Source organism: Crenobacter caeni (genome assembly GCF_010435965.1).
GTDB classification, from domain to species: Bacteria; Pseudomonadota; Gammaproteobacteria; order Burkholderiales; family Chromobacteriaceae; genus Craterilacuibacter; species Craterilacuibacter caeni.
Genome location: NZ_JAAGAA010000002.1, coordinates 252,268 through 268,785, shown reverse-complemented (window position 1 = coordinate 268,785; position 16,518 = coordinate 252,268). Strand labels below are relative to the sequence as shown.

The 16,518-nt window shown below is 68.0% G+C and carries 20 protein-coding genes; 10 read left to right on the top strand and 10 right to left on the bottom strand.

Annotation, left to right across the window (positions count from 1 at the left end; genetic code table 11):
• Positions 1-17 precede the first annotated feature (17 nt).
• Positions 18-302 (bottom strand): YMGG-like glycine zipper-containing protein, encoded by a 285-nt coding sequence (locus GZH52_RS03400; protein ID WP_163315098.1) that lies wholly within the window; start codon positions 300-302, stop codon positions 18-20.
• Positions 303-438: 136 nt separating this feature from the next.
• Entirely contained in the window at positions 439-1,014 is a 576-nt protein-coding gene (gene dcd / locus GZH52_RS03395; protein WP_163315097.1) for a dCTP deaminase, read from the bottom strand.
• A 139-nt stretch (positions 1,015-1,153) separates the two neighbouring features.
• Here dcd and GZH52_RS03390 point away from each other — a divergent pair, with 139 nt between their 5' ends.
• The 3 genes from GZH52_RS03390 to rpoS all read left to right on the top strand — a co-directional run bounded on the left by GZH52_RS03390 (position 1,154) and on the right by rpoS (position 4,258).
• Positions 1,154-1,381, top strand: a complete 228-nt coding sequence (locus GZH52_RS03390; RefSeq protein WP_163315096.1) for a FeoA family protein — start codon at positions 1,154-1,156, stop codon at positions 1,379-1,381.
• Complete coding sequence (feoB, locus tag GZH52_RS03385) at positions 1,378-3,144, top strand: ferrous iron transport protein B (RefSeq protein WP_163315095.1); 1,767 nt, start codon at positions 1,378-1,380, stop codon at positions 3,142-3,144. The genes GZH52_RS03390 and feoB overlap by 4 nt, the downstream gene beginning before the upstream one ends.
• A 169-nt stretch (positions 3,145-3,313) precedes the next feature.
• Positions 3,314-4,258, top strand: a complete 945-nt coding sequence (gene rpoS / locus GZH52_RS03380) for an RNA polymerase sigma factor RpoS (protein WP_163315094.1) — start codon at positions 3,314-3,316, stop codon at positions 4,256-4,258.
• A gap of 3 nt (positions 4,259-4,261) precedes the next feature.
• On the opposite strand, the gene GZH52_RS03375 is transcribed toward rpoS, so the two are convergent.
• Together GZH52_RS03375 and GZH52_RS03370 are read right to left on the bottom strand one after the other, a co-directional pair.
• On the bottom strand, positions 4,262-4,921 hold the full coding sequence (locus tag GZH52_RS03375; protein WP_163315093.1) for a TIGR01621 family pseudouridine synthase: 660 nt from the start codon (positions 4,919-4,921) through the stop codon (positions 4,262-4,264).
• On the bottom strand, positions 4,918-5,403 hold the full coding sequence (locus GZH52_RS03370; protein ID WP_163315092.1) for an acyl-CoA thioesterase: 486 nt from the start codon (positions 5,401-5,403) through the stop codon (positions 4,918-4,920). Before GZH52_RS03370 ends, GZH52_RS03375 begins: the two co-directional genes overlap by 4 nt.
• Before the next feature lie 170 nt (positions 5,404-5,573).
• Between GZH52_RS03370 and GZH52_RS03365 the strand changes: the two genes are divergently transcribed.
• Positions 5,574-6,233, top strand: a complete 660-nt coding sequence (locus tag GZH52_RS03365) for a YiaD family glycine zipper/OmpA-like lipoprotein (RefSeq protein WP_163315091.1) — start codon at positions 5,574-5,576, stop codon at positions 6,231-6,233.
• A gap of 66 nt (positions 6,234-6,299) precedes the next feature.
• Here the strand turns inward: GZH52_RS03365 and GZH52_RS03360 are convergent, their stop codons facing one another.
• Together GZH52_RS03360 and GZH52_RS03355 are read right to left on the bottom strand one after the other, a co-directional pair.
• Positions 6,300-6,983: an LrgB family protein gene (locus GZH52_RS03360; protein ID WP_163315090.1), complete on the bottom strand. Its 684-nt coding sequence runs from the start codon at positions 6,981-6,983 to the stop codon at positions 6,300-6,302.
• Position 6,984: 1 nt separating this feature from the next.
• Positions 6,985-7,404 carry a CidA/LrgA family protein gene (locus GZH52_RS03355; protein WP_163315089.1) on the bottom strand — a complete coding sequence of 140 codons (420 nt, stop codon included), beginning with the start codon at positions 7,402-7,404 and terminating at the stop codon, positions 6,985-6,987.
• Positions 7,405-7,518: 114 nt separating this feature from the next.
• Here GZH52_RS03355 and GZH52_RS03350 point away from each other — a divergent pair, with 114 nt between their 5' ends.
• Together GZH52_RS03350 and GZH52_RS03345 are read left to right on the top strand one after the other, a co-directional pair.
• Entirely contained in the window at positions 7,519-8,412 is an 894-nt protein-coding gene (locus GZH52_RS03350; protein WP_163315088.1) for a LysR family transcriptional regulator, read from the top strand.
• Positions 8,413-8,415: 3 nt separating this feature from the next.
• Entirely contained in the window at positions 8,416-8,862 is a 447-nt protein-coding gene (locus GZH52_RS03345; RefSeq protein ID WP_163315087.1) for an LEA/WHy family protein, read from the top strand.
• 118 nt (positions 8,863-8,980) lie between these two features.
• Here the strand turns inward: GZH52_RS03345 and GZH52_RS03340 are convergent, their stop codons facing one another.
• Positions 8,981-10,753, bottom strand: coding sequence for a monovalent cation:proton antiporter-2 (CPA2) family protein (locus GZH52_RS03340; protein WP_239057992.1), 1,773 nt, complete (start codon positions 10,751-10,753; stop codon positions 8,981-8,983).
• Between the two features lie 156 nt (positions 10,754-10,909).
• Entirely contained in the window at positions 10,910-11,806 is an 897-nt protein-coding gene (locus GZH52_RS03335) for a LysR family transcriptional regulator ArgP (RefSeq protein WP_163315086.1), read from the bottom strand.
• A gap of 100 nt (positions 11,807-11,906) precedes the next feature.
• Between GZH52_RS03335 and GZH52_RS03330 the strand changes: the two genes are divergently transcribed.
• The 4 genes from GZH52_RS03330 to GZH52_RS03315 all read left to right on the top strand — a co-directional run bounded on the left by GZH52_RS03330 (position 11,907) and on the right by GZH52_RS03315 (position 14,673).
• The gene (locus GZH52_RS03330; RefSeq protein ID WP_163315085.1) at positions 11,907-12,533 is read left to right on the top strand and encodes a LysE/ArgO family amino acid transporter; all 627 of its coding nucleotides are present in this window, start codon (positions 11,907-11,909) and stop codon (positions 12,531-12,533) included.
• A 14-nt stretch (positions 12,534-12,547) separates the two neighbouring features.
• The gene (locus GZH52_RS03325) at positions 12,548-13,051 is read left to right on the top strand and encodes a YbaK/EbsC family protein (RefSeq protein WP_163315084.1); all 504 of its coding nucleotides are present in this window, start codon (positions 12,548-12,550) and stop codon (positions 13,049-13,051) included.
• Between the two features lie 113 nt (positions 13,052-13,164).
• Positions 13,165-13,881 (top strand): pirin family protein, encoded by a 717-nt coding sequence (locus GZH52_RS03320; RefSeq protein ID WP_163315083.1) that lies wholly within the window; start codon positions 13,165-13,167, stop codon positions 13,879-13,881.
• Positions 13,882-13,908: 27 nt separating this feature from the next.
• Positions 13,909-14,673: a CDGSH iron-sulfur domain-containing protein gene (locus GZH52_RS03315; RefSeq protein WP_163315082.1), complete on the top strand. Its 765-nt coding sequence runs from the start codon at positions 13,909-13,911 to the stop codon at positions 14,671-14,673.
• A gap of 14 nt (positions 14,674-14,687) precedes the next feature.
• Here the strand turns inward: GZH52_RS03315 and GZH52_RS03310 are convergent, their stop codons facing one another.
• Positions 14,688-15,230: a lipocalin family protein gene (locus GZH52_RS03310; RefSeq protein WP_163315081.1), complete on the bottom strand. Its 543-nt coding sequence runs from the start codon at positions 15,228-15,230 to the stop codon at positions 14,688-14,690.
• 64 nt (positions 15,231-15,294) lie between these two features.
• Positions 15,295-16,428, bottom strand: coding sequence for an MBL fold metallo-hydrolase (locus GZH52_RS03305; RefSeq protein ID WP_163315080.1), 1,134 nt, complete (start codon positions 16,426-16,428; stop codon positions 15,295-15,297).
• Positions 16,429-16,518 lie beyond the last annotated feature (90 nt).

Below are 16,518 nucleotides of genomic sequence, written 5' to 3'. Positions count from 1 at the left end.
AGATAGTGCGACGACGTTCAGTCGTGGTGCCGCCACTTGCGGTACTTCTTCTTGTGCTTGTGGCCGTGATGGTACGGGTAGTAGGTGGGCTTGCTGTGCTTGTTGACGACGGCGACGCCGACGCCGGCGCCCAGCGCCCCGCCGATCACCGCGCCGTCCCGCCCGCCGACCGCATCGCCGATCACCGCACCGGCAGCGCCACCGAGCGCGCCGCCGACGATCAGATCGGAAGTGGACGCAGCCTGCGCTCCGACGGAAGAGAAGCCCAACAGGGCAATGGGCAACAGGTATCGCAACTTCATGTTCGTTTCACTCGGGTTCGATCGTATTAGCCTGCATTCTCGCCAGCGTTGCCGGCGCGGTCGAGCAGCAAACTGTTGGCAAATGTAAATGCGAACGGGCGCCTGCAGCGCCCGTTGCTGTCCAGCCCGCAGACTGTCAGGTGCGCGGCAGCGTGACGCCGACCTGCCCCTGGTACTTGCCGCCGCGGTCCTTGTACGAGACGTCGCAGACTTCGTCCGACTCGAAGAACAGCACCTGCGCGACGCCCTCGTTGGCGTAGATCTTGGCCGGCAGCGGCGTGGTGTTGGAGAACTCCAGCGTCACGTAGCCTTCCCACTCCGGCTCGAACGGGGTCACGTTGACGATGATGCCGCAGCGCGCATAAGTCGACTTGCCCAGGCACACGGTCAGCACCGAGCGCGGGATGCGGAAGTACTCGACGGTGCGCGCCAGCGCGAAGCTGTTGGGCGGGATGATGCAGTAGCCCTTGCCCGACACCTCGACGAAGGAGTCCGGGTCGAAATTCTTCGGGTCGACGATGGTGCTGTTGATGTTGGTGAACACCTTGAACTCGTCCGCGCAGCGGATATCGTAGCCGTAGCTCGACGTGCCGAAGGAGATCACCTTCTGGCCGTCGATGTGGCGGACCTGGTCGGCCTCGAACGGCTCGATCATCGGGTGCTCGGCCACTTCGCACTGCCGGCGAATCCACTTGTCGGACTTGATGCTCATCTTGCTGATCCCTTCATTTCAATCGCGCGATTTTACTGCCTGCGCCCGCACATAGCCATCCCTTGACCCAAGTCATTGACACCCTGTTTGCCACAGGCATAGATTGGGAATCGTTCCCAATCAGACAGACGGCTTTTGCATGACGCTTGACAGGCTACGCGCGGGGACGCGCGGCATCGTGACCCGGCTTGACCTGGACGACGACACCCTGCGCCGGGTCGCCGCCTTCGGCTTGCGCCCCGGCCAGACCGTTCACCTCGCGCGCCGCGCCGCCTTCGGCGGCCCGCTGATGCTGGAAGTCGGCACCACCCAGTTCCTGTTGCGCGGCAGCCTCGCCCGCCATATCGAAGTCGACCAGCGCGCATGAGGCAGTTCGCGCTGGTCGGCCTGCCCAACACTGGCAAGTCCTCGCTGTTCAACCGGCTCACCGGCCTCTCGCAGCGCGTCGGCAACTGGCCCGGGCTGACCGTCGAACTCGCCCACGCGCGCCTGCTTCTGGGCAACCAGATGGTCGAGCTGACCGACCTGCCCGGCATCCACGACCTCTCCGGCTACACCGACGACGAGGCGGTGGTGCGCGACGTGCTCGGCGCGCGCGACTTCAACGCGCTGGTGCTGGTGCTCAACGCCGCCCAGCTCGACCGCCAGCTGCCGCTGGCCATCCAGCTGACCGCTACCGGCCTGCCCTGCCTGATCGTGCTCAACATGGCCGACGAAGCCGAACTGCTCGGCATCGACATCGACGCTGCGGCGCTCTCCCATCGCCTGGGTGCACCGCTGGTGCTGGTGAGCACCCGCAGCGGCCAGGGCTGGGCCGAATTGCAAAAGGCACTCGCCACGCTCGCCCGCCAGGCAGGCACCCCGCAACGCGCGCGCCTGGCCGGGCTGCCCGACACCCATGAGGCCGTCGAGCAGGCAGAGGCACTGCTCGCGGGCGTCTGGCGCCTGCCGCCGACCTTGCCCAAAAGGCTGAGCCACCGCCTCGACCAGGTGCTGATGCACCCGTGGCTGGGACTTGCCGCCTTCGCGGCGATCATGGCCGCGCTCTTTAACGGCACCTACCTGATCGGCGGCCCGCTGCAGGAAATGCTGGGCAACGCGCTGCAGGGCATGCGCGAGGCGTGGCTCGCGCCGCTGGCTACGCACCTGCCTAGCTGGCTGGCGAGCCTGCTGCTGGACGGCCTGTGGCAGGGGGTGAGCACGGTCGCCACCTTCGCGCCGATCATCTTCGTGTTTTTCGTGCTGATGGCGCTGATCGAGGACAGCGGCTACCTCGCGCGCGCCGCCTACCTGACCGACGCGCTGATGGCGAGGCTGGGGCTGGACGGCCGCGGCTTCGTGCTGCAATTGATGGGCTTCGGCTGCAACGTGCCGGCGGTGATGGGCACCCGCGTGCTGCGCGAGCGCAGGCAAAGGCTGCTCTCGATGCTGATCATCCCGTTCTCGCTGTGCTCGGCGCGGCTGCAGGTGGTGCTGTTCTTCAGCGCGGCGCTGTTCTCGCCGCGGCACGCGCCCTGGGTGCTCGCCGCCTTCTACGCGGTGAGCCTCGCCGCCGCCATGCTGACCGCCTGGCTCTTCAAGCGCCGGCTGTGCGCGTCCGAGGCCTATTTGCTCGAAGTGCCGCCCTACCGGCTACCTTCAGCGCGCCACGTGCTCACCCGCGCCTGGGGCGAGGTGGCCGCCTTCCTGCGCCTGGCGTCGACCTTCATCGTCGCCGGCGTCGTCCTCGTCTGGCTGCTGACCCGCCTGCCCGCCGGCGGCTACGGCAGCGTCGCCGACGCGATCGGCCACGTGCTCTCGCCGCTGCTTGATCCGATCGGCATTCCGGAGCCGCTGGCGGTCGTGCTGCTGTTCGGTTTCGTCGCCAAGGAAATCCTGCTGGGCTCGCTTGCCGTCGTCTACGGTGTCAGCGACGGCCAGCTGACCACCGCGCTCGCCGCCCAACTCGACTGGGTGTCGGCGATGAGCTTCCTGCTGTTCACGCTGATCTACGTGCCCTGCCTGTCGACCGTCGCCGCGATCCGCCGCGAGTCGAAGAGCGCGCGCTTCACCCTGCTGTCGGTCGGCTGGTCGCTGCTGCTGGCCTGGCTGGTCAGCTTCGTCTTCTTCCAGCTTGCCAGCCGCCTGTAGGACGCCCTTCCTCCGCGCTAGCGGCCCGTCCCCGGCTCATGCAAAAAAACCATTTGCACTTCGCCAAAAACAGACTTAGCATATCAACAAATCCTAATTTAGGATTCAATGATATGGCAGCACCAGAATGCTGCCACGCCAATAAAAGCCCTACCCAAAGGAACATGGCATGCTTGCAAACCTGTACGTCACGGAGTGCGCCAACAGCGCTGAAGAAGAAGAAAACGAACTGAGGGCGGACGACGCGCCGGATGAAATCGCCAGCGCCGACGCCCAGAACGACGAAACCTTCGACATCGCCCAGATCTACCTCAACGACATCGGCCGCCGCCCGCTGTTGAGCGCCGAAGAAGAACGCCAGCTCGCCCTCCGGATCAAGGAAGGTGATTTCAAAGCCCGCCAGGAAATGATCGAACGCAACCTGCGTCTGGTCATTTCGGTCGCCAAGCGCTACACGGGCCGCGGGGTCAGCTTCCTTGATCTGGTGGAAGAAGGCAACCTCGGGCTGATGCACGCGCTGGACAAGTTCGACCCGTCCCGTGGCTTCCGCTTCTCGACCTACGCGATCTGGTGGATCCGCCAGAACGTCGAGCGCGCGATCATGAACCTGTCGCGCACGGTGCGCCTGCCGGTGCACGTGGTCAAGGAGCTGAACGGCTACCTGCGCACCGCGCGCGCGCTGGAAAACGCCAACGGCCACGCGCCCAGCGAAGACGAGATCGCCGCCCGGATGGACGTGCCCGTCCAGCAGGTCCGCCAGATGCTGCTGCTGAACGAGCGGACCTGCTCGCTCGACGCGCCGCTGGACGACGACCCGATGCTGACGCTGGGCGACGCCATCTGCGACGAGGAACAGGAAGCGCCCGAGCTGCAACTGCACCACGGCCGGGTCGACGCCTACGTGCAGGACTGCCTCGCGCAACTCTCCGAGCGCCAGCGCTACGTGATCGAGCGCCGCTTCGGGCTCAACGCGCACGACACGCAGACGCTCGAATCGCTGGCCGGCGAGCTCGGGCTCAGCCGCGAGCGGGTGCGCCAGACACAAATCGAGGCGCTCGACCACCTCAAGCGCATCCTGCGCCAGCAGGGCATCGACGCCACGCTGCTGCTGTAAGCGTCAGCGCGCTGCCTCTTGGGCGAGCACGCCCGCCAGCGCGGGCGTGTCGAACAGGCCGCCCGCAGGCGGGCAGGTGAAATCGAACGCCTCGCCGCCCAGCCGGAACGCCAGGCGGTAGGCGTGCAGGTAGACGCGGTCGGCGGGACTGCCGCCGTACAGCGCGTCGCCCAGGATGGGCGCGGACACGCTCTTGAGCGCGACGCGCAGCTGGTGGGTGCGTCCGGTCTGCGGGTAGAGCATGAAGAGCCGCACGCCGGGCGCGAGCGATACGCTGTCAAAACGGGTGACGGCCGGCGAATCCAGCGTATGCGTGAGCCGCCACGCGCCGCCGCGCGCCTTCACCATGTCGCCGCGCACCCACCCCTGCTTCTTCTTCGGCTTGCGGTCCGACAGCGCAAGGTAGGTCTTCTCCACCTCGTGCGCGGCAAACGCCGCGCCCAGCGCCGCGGCGACAGCGGCCGAGCGGGCGACGACAATCAGCCCGGAGGTGACCAAGTCCAGCCTATGCACCGGCCACAGGGCCGTATCGGCCAGCCCCTCGCGCAGGTAATCCATCAACCCCGGCGTGTCGCCCTCGCGGTGGAAGCCGACGCCGGCGGCCTTGGCGACCACGTAAAAGCGCGCGTCGGCGTGCACCAGCGTGAAGGGCGGCGCGCTCATGCGTCACCCCCGACCTCGCGGCGCATCCGCTCGGCAGCCTCGACGCGCATCTTCTTGCGGATTGCCGCCTCGCGAAAACGCTTGTGCTGCGCCTCGTCGCGCAATTCCAGCGGCGGCACCGCCGCCGGCTGGCCGTCTTCCATCGCGACCATCGTGAAGTAGCAGCTGTTGGTGTGGCGGACGGTGCGCGCGCGGATGTCCTCGGCGACCACCTTGATGCCGACCTCCATCGAGGTGCGGCCGACATGGTTGACCGCGGCGAGGAAGGTCACCAGTTCGCCGACGTGAATCGGCTGCTTGAACAGCACCTGGTCGACCGACAGCGTGACCACGTAGTGGCCGGCGTAACGGCTCGCGCACGCGTACGCGACCTGGTCGAGCAGCTTGAGCAGCACGCCGCCGTGCACGTTGCCGGAGAAATTCGCCATATCGGGCGTCATCAGTACCGACATCGTCAATTCATGCGGGTTGATCGCGTCCATCGCTATCCTTCAAAACGGGTCATGTCCGAAATGCGCCATCCGGCATGAGCTGCCCGACATGGGCTACCGGCGATGGCAATGCAGGATGGTACTATCTAACATTGGTTTTGCAACTTCGCACGCCTGCCCGCGGCAGGCCGTGCCTCACCCACCCCGAGGGAGAACAAGACATGCTGAACAAAAAGCAGGTACTGATCGCCGCCATCGTCGCCGGCGCGCTCGCTGTCACCGGTTGTACCACCAATCCGCTGACCGGCCAGCAGGAAATGAACAAGACCGCGACTTACGGCCTGGGCGCCGCCGCCGCGTGCGGCATCGCCGGCGCGCTGATTTCCGGCGGCAAGGGCGCGCGCAACGCCGCGCTCGCCTGCGGTGCGATCGGCGCCGGCGTCGGCCTCTATATGGATAACCAGGAAAAAGAGCTGCGCGCCAAGCTCGCCAACACGCAGGTCCAGGTCGAGCGCGTCGGCGACCAGATCAAGCTCGTCATGCCGGAGAACATCACCTTCGCGCTGAACAGCTACGCGGTCAGCGGCGCGGCGCAGCGCGCGCTGGGCGATGTCGCCCGCGTGCTCAACCAGTACCCGGAGACCACCATCACCGTCAACGGCTACACCGACAGCAGCGGCGCCCTCGCCTACAACATGAAGCTGTCGCAGCAGCGTGCGCAGGCCGTCGCCAACGTGCTGCGCGCCGACGGCGTCGCCGGCAGCCGCATCAGCACCCGCGGCTACGGCCCGGAAAGCCCGGTGGCCACCAACGCAACCGCCGACGGCCGCGCCAAGAACCGCCGCGTCGAGATCCTGATCAACCCGAAACCGCAGCAGTAAGCCGGTAACGGCTGACAGAAAGGCGGCGCCCGATGGGGCGCCGCCTTTTTTGTTGAAGAGTGAGGTCTACAGCAGGTGGGCGAGCAAGGGAGCGAGCAGCACGGTGACCACCCCGCACAGCATCATGGTCAGGCTGGCGACCACGCCCTCCTCCTCGCCGATCTCGCAAGCCTTGGCGGTGCCGGCGCCGTGCGCGGCCGCACCGAACAGCGCGCCGCGCGCCGCGCTGCCGCGCACCCGCACCAGCGCCAGCAGCGCTTCGCCGAGCACCATGCCGACCACGCCGGTGATCACCACGAAGATCGCGACCAGTTGGCCGTCGCCGCCGAACGAGGGGGCGGCCGCCAGCGCGAACGGCGTGCTGATCGAGCGCGGCGCGAGCGCGTGCTGCAGCGCCGGCGGCAGATCCAGCAGGCGGGCCAGCGCGACCGAGCTGCCGACGCCGACCAGCACCCCGACCGTCACGCCGGCGGCCAGTTGCAGCCACTGGCGGGCGATCAGCGCGCGGTGGCGCCAGATCGGCAGCGCGAAGGCGACCGTCGCCGGCCCGAGCAGCCAGCTCAGCCAATGCGTGGTCTGCCAGTACGCCGCGTACGGGATACGGCAGGCAAGCAGGAGCAACACCAAGAGCACCGGCACCAGGAAGATCGGCGCCGACCACCAGCGGTGTAGGCGCGCGTGCAGGCGCTTGGCGCCGAAATAGGCGAGCAGGGTCACCGCAAAACTGAATACCCCGAGCACGGACAGCATGTCACACCTCCAGCGCGGCCAGGCGCACGCGGCGACGGCGCAGCCTGACGAGGCGGCCCGTCCATTCGACCGCGAACGCGGTGGAGAGCATCACCAGCGCGGTGGAGAGCACGATCACCAGCACGATGCGCGCGCCCGCGTCGGCAAACAGCTCGCCGAAATTCACGATGGCGATCACCGCCGGAATGAAGAACAGCAACAGCTCGGCGAGCAGCCAGCCTGCGCCGCGCTCGAACCAGGTAGGCGACACCTTGCCGCTGGCGAACAGGGCAAGCAGCGCGAGCATGCCCAGCACGCCGCCTGGCAGTTGCGGCAGATAGTGTACGGAGACGTATTGCGCCGCCATCCAGATCAGGGACAGCAAGGCGACCTGCCCCACGGTGAGCAGGATGGAAGAAATGCGTGAATTAGGTTCGGACATGATGGCGATGGATGGACAGCCGGGACGGCCGATCGGGACACTCGCAGTATAAGGCGCGCCATTTGATGCAAAAAATGAATTAAAGTAATGGCAACGATTCCACAAAGGAATGCAATGGACCTGCGCGCGCTGCGTTACTTTACCGAAGTGGTCCGCCAGCAGAGCTTCACGCGGGCAGCCGACACCCTGTGCGTCACCCAGCCGACCATCAGCAAGATGGTGCGTCAGCTGGAAGAAGAGCTGGGCCAGACGCTGCTCGAGCGCGACCGCCGCCAGGTGCGGCCGACCGACGCCGGCCGCGTGGTGTTCGACGAGGGCGAGGCACTGCTCGCCGGCGCGCGCCGCCTAAGCGCCCGGCTGGCCGAGCTGTCCTCGCTAGAACAAGGCGAACTGGTGCTCGGCCTGCCGCCGATGGTCGGTGCCGCGCGCTTCGCGCCCATCGTCGGCGCCTACCGCGCACGCTACCCGAAGGTGGCGCTCAAGCTGGTCGAAGACGGTGCGCGCGCCATCGAGCAACGGGTGAAGGCGGGCGAGCTGGAGATCGGCGTCGCCGTGCTGCCGGTCGACACCAGCGTATTCGACACGCTGGAGGTAGTGTGCGACCCGCTGTGCCTGATCTCCCCGGCGGGCAGCCGCTGGCGGGGAGTGGCCTCGGTGACGCTGACGATGATCGCCGCCGAGCGCTTCATCCTCTACCCAGAAGACTTCACGCTGTCACACCGCATCGCCGCGGCATTCGCCGCGCTGGGGCAGACGCTCGACGTTGCCGGGCGCAGCGCGCACTGGGACTTCATCAGCGAGCTGGTCAGCGCCGGCCTGGGCGTCGCCCTGTTGCCGCGCTCGGTCGCGCGGCGGCTGCCGGCGGACGCGTTCGAGATCACGACGCTGGCCGAGGACGCGCTAAACTGGCACCTTGCGCTGATCTGGCGGCGCGACGGCTACCTCACGCACGCCGCCCGCGCGTGGCTGGACACCACGCGGGCCACCCTCGATCAGACGAAAGGATGAACAATGTTCAAGCGACTCTTCGCCGCACTACTCGTTCTCACGCTCGCCGCGTGCTCGACGCTTAGCCTGAAAAAACCCGAGGTCAGCCTCAGCGACATCAAGCCCGCCGGCAAGTCCACGCTGTTCGAGCAGAACTTCGACGTGGCCTTGCGCGTGAGCAACCCCAACGCTTTTGCCTTGAGCGCGCGCGGCATGAATTTCACGCTGTTCGTCAACGGCGACAAGCTGGCCGACGGCCTGAGCGACCAGGCGTTCGAAGTGCCGGCCCGCGGCAGCGCGGTGGTGAACTTCCGCATGCGCACCTCGCTCGCCGACTGGCTGCGCCAGGCCGGCAGCCTGCTCAGTTCGGGGGGCGGCGTAGACTACCGGCTGCAGGGGCGCATCAACGACGTCAACGGTCTCACCGACCTGCCGATCGACCGCAGCGGTCGCTGGTCGCTGACGCGCTGACCGTCATCCCGTCCGGAACCCAGCCCTGCTCTGCTTTCCCTGGACATGGGCGGTGGCGGGCGGCCGACCGGCCTGCCCGTTCAATGCCCTATCAAGACCCAGGCGACCTCGGCCGCGGTCAACGCTCGCGCTCCCGGCCTTCGCTGGCCGACGCCTGCTCGAACAGCGCCTGCAGTTCGGCCAGCGCCTGCCGGCTCGACTGAGCGAGCGCTGCCTCGTCGCGCGAGAGTTCGGCCTGCTGGCGCAACAGCGCCTCGTCGCGTTCGCGAAAGCGCCCGACATTCTGCCTCGCCCGCTCGGGGGCAACCCCAAGACGGACCAAGGCGGCTTCCGCCATTTCCAGCGAAGACGCGAAGGTCTCGCGCCAGAGTTGCTCGATACCCAGTTGCCAGAGTTGGTAGACGTGCTGACGGTTGCGTGCACGTGCCAGCAGCGGCCGCCCGGGGAAAGCGTCGCGGATCAGGCGAGCCACTTCGAGCGAGACGTCGACCTTGCCGATGGCCAGCACGATCAGCGATGCGTCGGCCGCACCGGCAGTACGCAACAGTTCGGCGTTGCGGGCGTCGCCGTAGTAGACGCGGTTGCCGAAACGGCGGACAAACTCGATATGGCCGGCGTCGATATCGATCGCGGTAAACGGCAGGCCGTGTGCCTGCAACAGGCGGGCGACGATCTGGCCGACCCGGCCGAAGCCGATGATCAGCACCGGCGTACGTTCGTCTATGGTGTCGGCAGGCCGCTCAGGCGGCCGGCGCAAGGCCGCCGCCTTCTCGGCCAGCACCACCAGCACCGGCGAGAGCAGCATGCTGAGGGTGACCACCACCGTCAGCAATTCGGCGGCAGCCGCCTGCAACAGCTGGTGGCTGCGCGCCAGCGCCAACAACACGAAGGCAAACTCGCCGCCGACCATCATCATCAGCGCGAACCGCCACGGCGTCGCGCCGCGCCGGCCGGCGGCGAACGAGAGCAGCAGCAACAACAGGTATTTGCCGGCCATCCAGGCCAATAGCAAGGTGCACACCAACAGCGGCGCGGCGACGATCAGGTCCAGCCTCACCCCCATCCCCACCGCCATGAAGAAGAGCCCGAGCAACAGGCCCTTGAACGGGTTGATGTCCGCCTCCAGCGCATGCCGGTACTCGGAACCGGACAGCAGCACGCCAGCCAGGAACGCCCCCAGCGACATCGACAGCCCGGCCCATTCGGCCAGCAGCGCGGCAGCGGTGACCACCAGCAGGGCCGACGCGGTAAACACCTCGCTGCTCCTTGCCTGCGCGACATAGCGCAACAAGGGGCGCAGCAGGTAGCGTCCGCCCAGCAACAGGGCGCCTACCAGCACCAGGAGCCGCAGCGCGTGCCAGGCGTCAAAGCCACCGGCCTGCCCCGCCAGCGCCGGCATCAACGACATCAGCGGGATCGCGGACAGATCCTGCATCAGCAACACGGCAAACGCATCGCGGCCGACTTCACTCGCGAGTTGCTTGCGTTCGGCGAGCGACTGGATCACCAGCGCGGTCGACGAGAGCGCCAACGCGGTGCCGACCACCAGCGCCCCCTGCCACGGGATGCTCAGCCACCACGCGACGCCGCCGAACAGCAGCGCCGTACTGAGAACCTGCGCGCCGCCCAGCCCGAACACTGCCCGGCGCATCACCCACAGCCGCGCCGGCGCAAGCTCGAGTCCGATCACGAACAGCAGCAGGACGACGCCAAGTTCGGACAGCGCGGAGATCCGCTCGACGTCGTCGACCAGCCCGAGCAGGGACGGGCCGATCAGCAGGCCGGCCAAGAGATAACCCAACACGGCGCCCAGCCCCAGCCGGCGAAACAGCGGTACCACGAACACCGCGGCCGCCAGCAACAGGGCAAGTTCGGTCAGCATGGGGTGCATGGTCAGGCTCCGCCCGGCAAATACTGCCGGTATAGCCGCCTCGCCGGAAAAAGGCGCGCCACCATCCGTCCTGCCCCGCCTCGGGGCCGTCACACGCGCCCAGGTTGTCCTGCAACAGGCGTCCTGCAAACGGGAACCGTAGCCCCGCGCGCCCGCTCACTGGCGCAGCACGCCGCGGGCGTGGCGGATGCAGGCGTCCGACAGGGCCGACAGCACCCCGCTTTCCAGGCTCCAGCGGTGCCAGTACAGGGCGCGGCTGACGCCCTGCCCCGGCGTCAGCTCGACCAGTTCGCCACGCGCGAGCGCGCCGCCGACCATAGGCGCCGGGGCCAGGCAATAGGCGGCGCCCAGTACTGCCAGCTTGACGAAAGCCTCGGACGAGCGCGCGACATGGCGCGGCCAGCCGACCGGGGCCAGCGCGAAGTGCGCGGCGAGGAAACCCGCGTGCATGTCGTCGTTCCGGTCGTACACCACCGCGGGCGCGCGCGCCATCGCCGCCGCGTCCACCCCGTGCGGGAAGTGGCGGCGGGCAAAGCCGGGGCTCGCCACGCACAGGTAGTCCAGCTGCCCCAGGTAGTCGCTGACGCAGCCGGCCATCGGCGCGGGCTCGCTGCTGATGGCGACCACCGCCTCGCCCGAACGCAGCCGGTTCAGGGTACGGCTCTCGTCGTCGACCATCAGGTTGAGCACCAGTTGGCCGCCCTGCATCAGCGGCGCGAGCGCCGGCAGCAACCAGGTGGCCAGGCTGTCGGCGTTGGTGGCGATGGCGACCGGCAGCGGCGCGCCGCCCCCGTCTGGCGACAGGCCGGGCAGCAGTTCCTGCTCCAGCAGCAGGACCCGCCGGTAAAAACCGAGCAGGCGACGGCCGGCGGCGGTCGGCCGCGGCGGGGTCGCGCGTACCAGCACCGGCTGGGCGAGCCAGCGCTCCAGCTGCTTGATGCGCTGGGAGACGGCCGACTGCGTCACGCACAGCGCCTGCGCCCCCTTGTCGAAACCGCCGCAAGACACCACCGCGTCGAGCGCCGCGAGCCACTGGTAATCGAGTCCGCGCATGCACGCACCATTAGCAGCACTGATAATTCATTAAGATTATTAGATTTGCTAAAGACAAACCATTCCTTATGCTGCAAGCACCCCATAAGGAACACCCACCATGCTGACCACCCCACTCTGGCAGGGCCTGACCCTCAGCCTGGCCATGATCGTGCCGATCGGCGCGCAAAACGCCTTCGTCCTTGAACAGGGCATCCGCCGCCACCACCACCTGATGGTGGCGGCCATTTGCGTCGCCTGCGACATCGCGCTGGTCAGCCTCGGCGTGTTCGGCGCCGGTGCCGCGCTGGGCCAGTCGCCCGCCCTGCTGTCGGTGGTCACCGCCGCCGGCTGCCTGTTCCTTGTTTCTTACGGCCTGTTCGCGCTGAAAAACGCCTGGCGTCCCGCGCCGGCCGACGCCCCCGGCGCCGGCCAGGCGGCGCGCAGCAGCCGCTTCGCCGTCGCGCTCGCCACGCTGGCGGTCACCCTGCTCAACCCGCATGTCTACCTCGACACGCTGGTGATCCTGAGCGCGATTGGCGGCCAGCTGGCCGCGCACGAGCGGCCGTGGTTCGCACTGGGCAGCGCGCTGGCGGCGCTTTGCTGGTTCAGCGGGCTCTCGCTGGGCGCCGCCCGCTACGCGGCCACCCTGAGCCGGCCGCGCGTCAAGCGCGCCGTGGACGCCGCCGTAGGCACCCTGATGCTGATCCTCGCAATCCAGCTCGCGCGCACCCTTTGGCAACCCTGAACACGGAAGACATCATGACCCTGCAAGCCATCCACGCGCGCTGCGTCGCGCTGTTCACCGAAACCCGGGTCGGGTACCAAGCGTGGCAGCACGAACCCATCCTCGACTACGAGACCGACGAACGCGTCGGCCGGGCGCTTGGCTGGACCGCCGAGCCGACCAAGAGCCTGTTCCTGCGCTGCAAGGACGGCAGCCACGCGCTGCTGCTCACCCACCGCGACAGCCGGCTCGACGCGAAAAGGGTGAAGGCCCTGCTCGGCCAGCGCGTATCGGTGTGCGCGGACGAGGAGATTCAGGCCGTGACCGGCTGCCTGCCCGGCGCGCTCTGCCCGTTCGCGCTGTCCGCGCATATCCCGCTGCTGGTCGACCCGGCACTCGTCTCGATGCACTCGCTGATGTTCACGCCGGGACTGCCCGAACAAACCTTCGCGTTCGCCGCGCGCGACTTGCCGGCGCTACTCGCCGCGCTACCCAACCCGCTTTACTGGCTGGACGAAGCCGACGCCCCCCAGGGCTAGCCGGGCGCGGCTTGGTTTTTGACCGGGCAGCGTCCATGCTGTTGGAGGTTCTGTCCCTCCACCCCGCGCGGTGCCTTCCGGCTGGCCGCGCCCCGCAAACAGGCGGCTTTCCCATGATCGAATTTCGGCGCGCCGGCGCGCGCGGCCTCTCGCAGCTGGGCTGGCTGCACTCGCGCCACACCTTCTCGTTCAGCCACTACTACGACCCGCGCGAGGTCGGCTTCTCCGACCTGCTGGTAATCAACGACGACACCGTCGAGCCGGGGCAAGGCTTCGGCAGCCACCCGCACCGCGACATGGAGATCTTCTCCTACGTGCTGGAGGGCGGCCTTGCACACAAGGATTCGGCCGGCCACGAGGAAGTCTGCCGTCCGGGCGACGTGCAGATGATGAGTGCCGGCGGCGGGGTGTTCCACAGCGAGTACAACGCGTCGGCCAGCGAGCCGGTGCATTTCCTGCAGATCTGGATCGTGCCGGACCGCACGGGCGGGCCGGTACGCTACCAGCAGCGCCACTTCCCCGCGTCCGAGCGGCGCGGCCAGTTGCGGCTGATCATCTCGCCGGACGAGGCGAACGGCTCGCTGCCGGTGTGGCAGGACGTGCGCGTGTATGCGGGGCTTTTCGACGGCGCGGAGCAGACGAGCCTCGCCGTCGCCGGCCGCTACGCCTACGTGCACGTCGCCCGCGGCGCGCTCTCGGTCAACGGCGAGCGCTTCGCCGCGGGCGACGGCGCGCGCGTGCGCGAGGAGACGTCGCTCACCTTCAGCGACGGTGAGAACGCCGAAGTACTGGTTTTCGACTTGCGAGCGCACGAACACCCGGTGCGCTGACATACACCCGCCACGAGGAAACACGCCATGAGCAAGGATAAAGTCTCCCCCGGATCGAAGGCGGCCGACGCGCGCTACCGCATCGTCGTCCTCAAGGACGGCCCTTATCTCGTGTACGGCCAGCCGCCGCTTACGCAGCAATTCATCTGCAACAACGAGGACGGCAATTCGTGGACCTACGCCGAGGGCGCCGACTACCCGCTAGCAGAACCCGCCGCGCTGTGCCGCTGCGGCGCGTCGAAAAACAAGCCGTTCTGCGACGGCAGCCACGCCGAGGTAGGCTTCGACGGCAGCGAGACGGCCAGCAGCACGCCCATCCTGCAAGGCGCCGAGACCTTCGACGGGCCCAAGGTCCAGCTCACCGACAACCCGGATTACTGCGCGTTTGCCCGCTTCTGCGACGGCAAGGGACGGATCTGGAACCTGGTCGGCCTGCCGCAGCCGCACGCGGCCGACCACGTCAGGTACGAGGCCAACCATTGCCCGGCCGGGCGCCTGTTGGCGTGGGACAAGGCGAGCGGCACGCCGCTGGAAGACGTGCTCGAACCCGCGCTCGGGCTGATCGAGGACCCGCCTGCGCATTGCTCGGGGCCCTTGTGGGTGAAGGGCGGCATCCGCGTCGAATCGGCGGACGGGACGAGCTACGAGATCCGCAACCGCGTCACCCTGTGCCGCTGCGGCGCGTCCGAAAACAAGCCCTTCTGCGACGGCAGCCACGCCGGGCGCAACTGGGCGGGCAAGCGCTGGCAGGACGGCCTGCCCGGGCAAGCCGAGCCCGCGGACGGGGAATGAGCCGACCGGCCGGATCAGGCATCCGGCCGCGTCTGCGTCACCCAGATCAGCTTCCCGGTCGCGTAGCCAAGCTCGGCGGCCTTCGCGAGCAAGGCCGCCTTGATGTCGGCTGGCAGCGTCTTCTCGCGCGCGAGGATCCACAGGTAGTCGCGGTTGTTGCCGGCGACCAGCGCCCACTGGTAATGCGGATCCAGCGCGACCACGTGGTAGCCGGCGTAGAACGGGCCGAAGAAGGACACCTTGAGCGAGGCGACATCGGGCGAGGTGTTAAACAGCGCCCGACCCTCCGCCTCTTTCCAGCGCGCACCCGCCGCGTCGTAGCCACGGTTGAGCACCCTGAGCGAGCCGTCCGCCTTTTGCGTGTAGTCGGCGCTCACGTCGCTCAGCCCGCGCTCGAACACGTGGTCGAGCCGCGCGATCTCGTACCACTTGCCGGTGTAGCGCGCCGGCTCGAACCCCGTCACCGGCGTGATGCCCGCAGGCGGCAGCGTCGAGCAGGCGCCAAGCAGCAGGCAGCCCGCCGCGAGCAAACCCGTGCGTAAAGAAGCAAATCGCATCCGTTTCCCCCTTTCACGATCATTCCCCCGCCGCCCGCGCCAGAACGGCGGGCCGCAGCCGGGGTCAGTGTGCCTGCTTTATCCCTTGGTCGCCGTCCGCCGGATCAAGCGGCGGCACCATGAACCAGCCCCCGACCGCGGGCAGCTTGAAGCGCTCAGCCGGTATGCCCTTGGCCGCCATGGCGGCCGCCAGCGCCTGGCGGGGCGCCGCGTACGCCTCGTCGGCCATGGCGAACACCTCGTACTGCGTGCCCATCGCGTAGGTCTTGCCCAGGTCGAGGTAGGTCTGTACCGCCTCGGCCGGCGTCATGTGCGCGTACTGCATGAACCAGCGCGGCGCGTAGGCGCCCACCGGCAGCAGGCTGAACCTGGGCTTGCCGTACTTGGCCAGCACCTGCGTCGACAGGGCTTTCGCGTAGCCCGCGTCGCCCAGGAAGTAGATGGGGCCACCCGGCGCCTCGACCACGAAAGCCCCCCACAAGGCATGACGCCGGTCGAACACGCCGCGCGCCGACCAGTGCTGCATCGGCTCGAGCGTGAAGCGCAGTAGCGGGCCGAACGCGACGCCCTGCCCCCAGTCCAGCGCCTTGACGCGCAAACCCGGCATTTCTCCCTGCAGGATGGTGTCGTTGCCGAGCGGCGCGAGCACCAGCGGGTCGAACGCGTCGAACAGCCGGGCCAGCGTCGGCAGGTCCATATGGTCGTAATGGTTGTGGCTGATCAGCACCACGTCGATTGGCGGCAGGTCTTCGAAACGCACGCCCGGGGCGGCCACTCGCCTGGGGCCGGCAAAGCCGAACGGGCTGGCGCGCGCCGACCAGATCGGGTCAGTCAGGATGTTCACCCCTTGCGTTTGCAGCAGCACGCTGGCGTGCCCGACATAGGTGACCCGCAGCGCGTCGCCCGTTACCCGGCGCGGAGGGACGGAGGTGGACACCTTGACCGACTCCGGCCAGTAGCCGGGCGCTGCGATTACCCGCCACTTGAGAAAGTCCCAAAACTTCTCCGGCATCGGCGCCCACGGGTTGTCGAACTGCCGGCCGTCGAAGTGGGGCGTCACCGGGCCGCGGTAATAGCGGTTGCCGCAGCCCGCCAGCACCAGCGCAAACCCCGCGCACAACACGGCCGCGACCAGCGGCCGCGAAAAAAGAAGACATGCCCGCCCACTGCGCTGCGCGATACCGTTACCCGCCATCATGCCTCCCCTCTGCTGCAGGCTTCCATGCAGCGCTGCCGCTGGTGCGTCCCATATGCATTAGCAAACTTTATGAAATCCATAAGCAGCAGC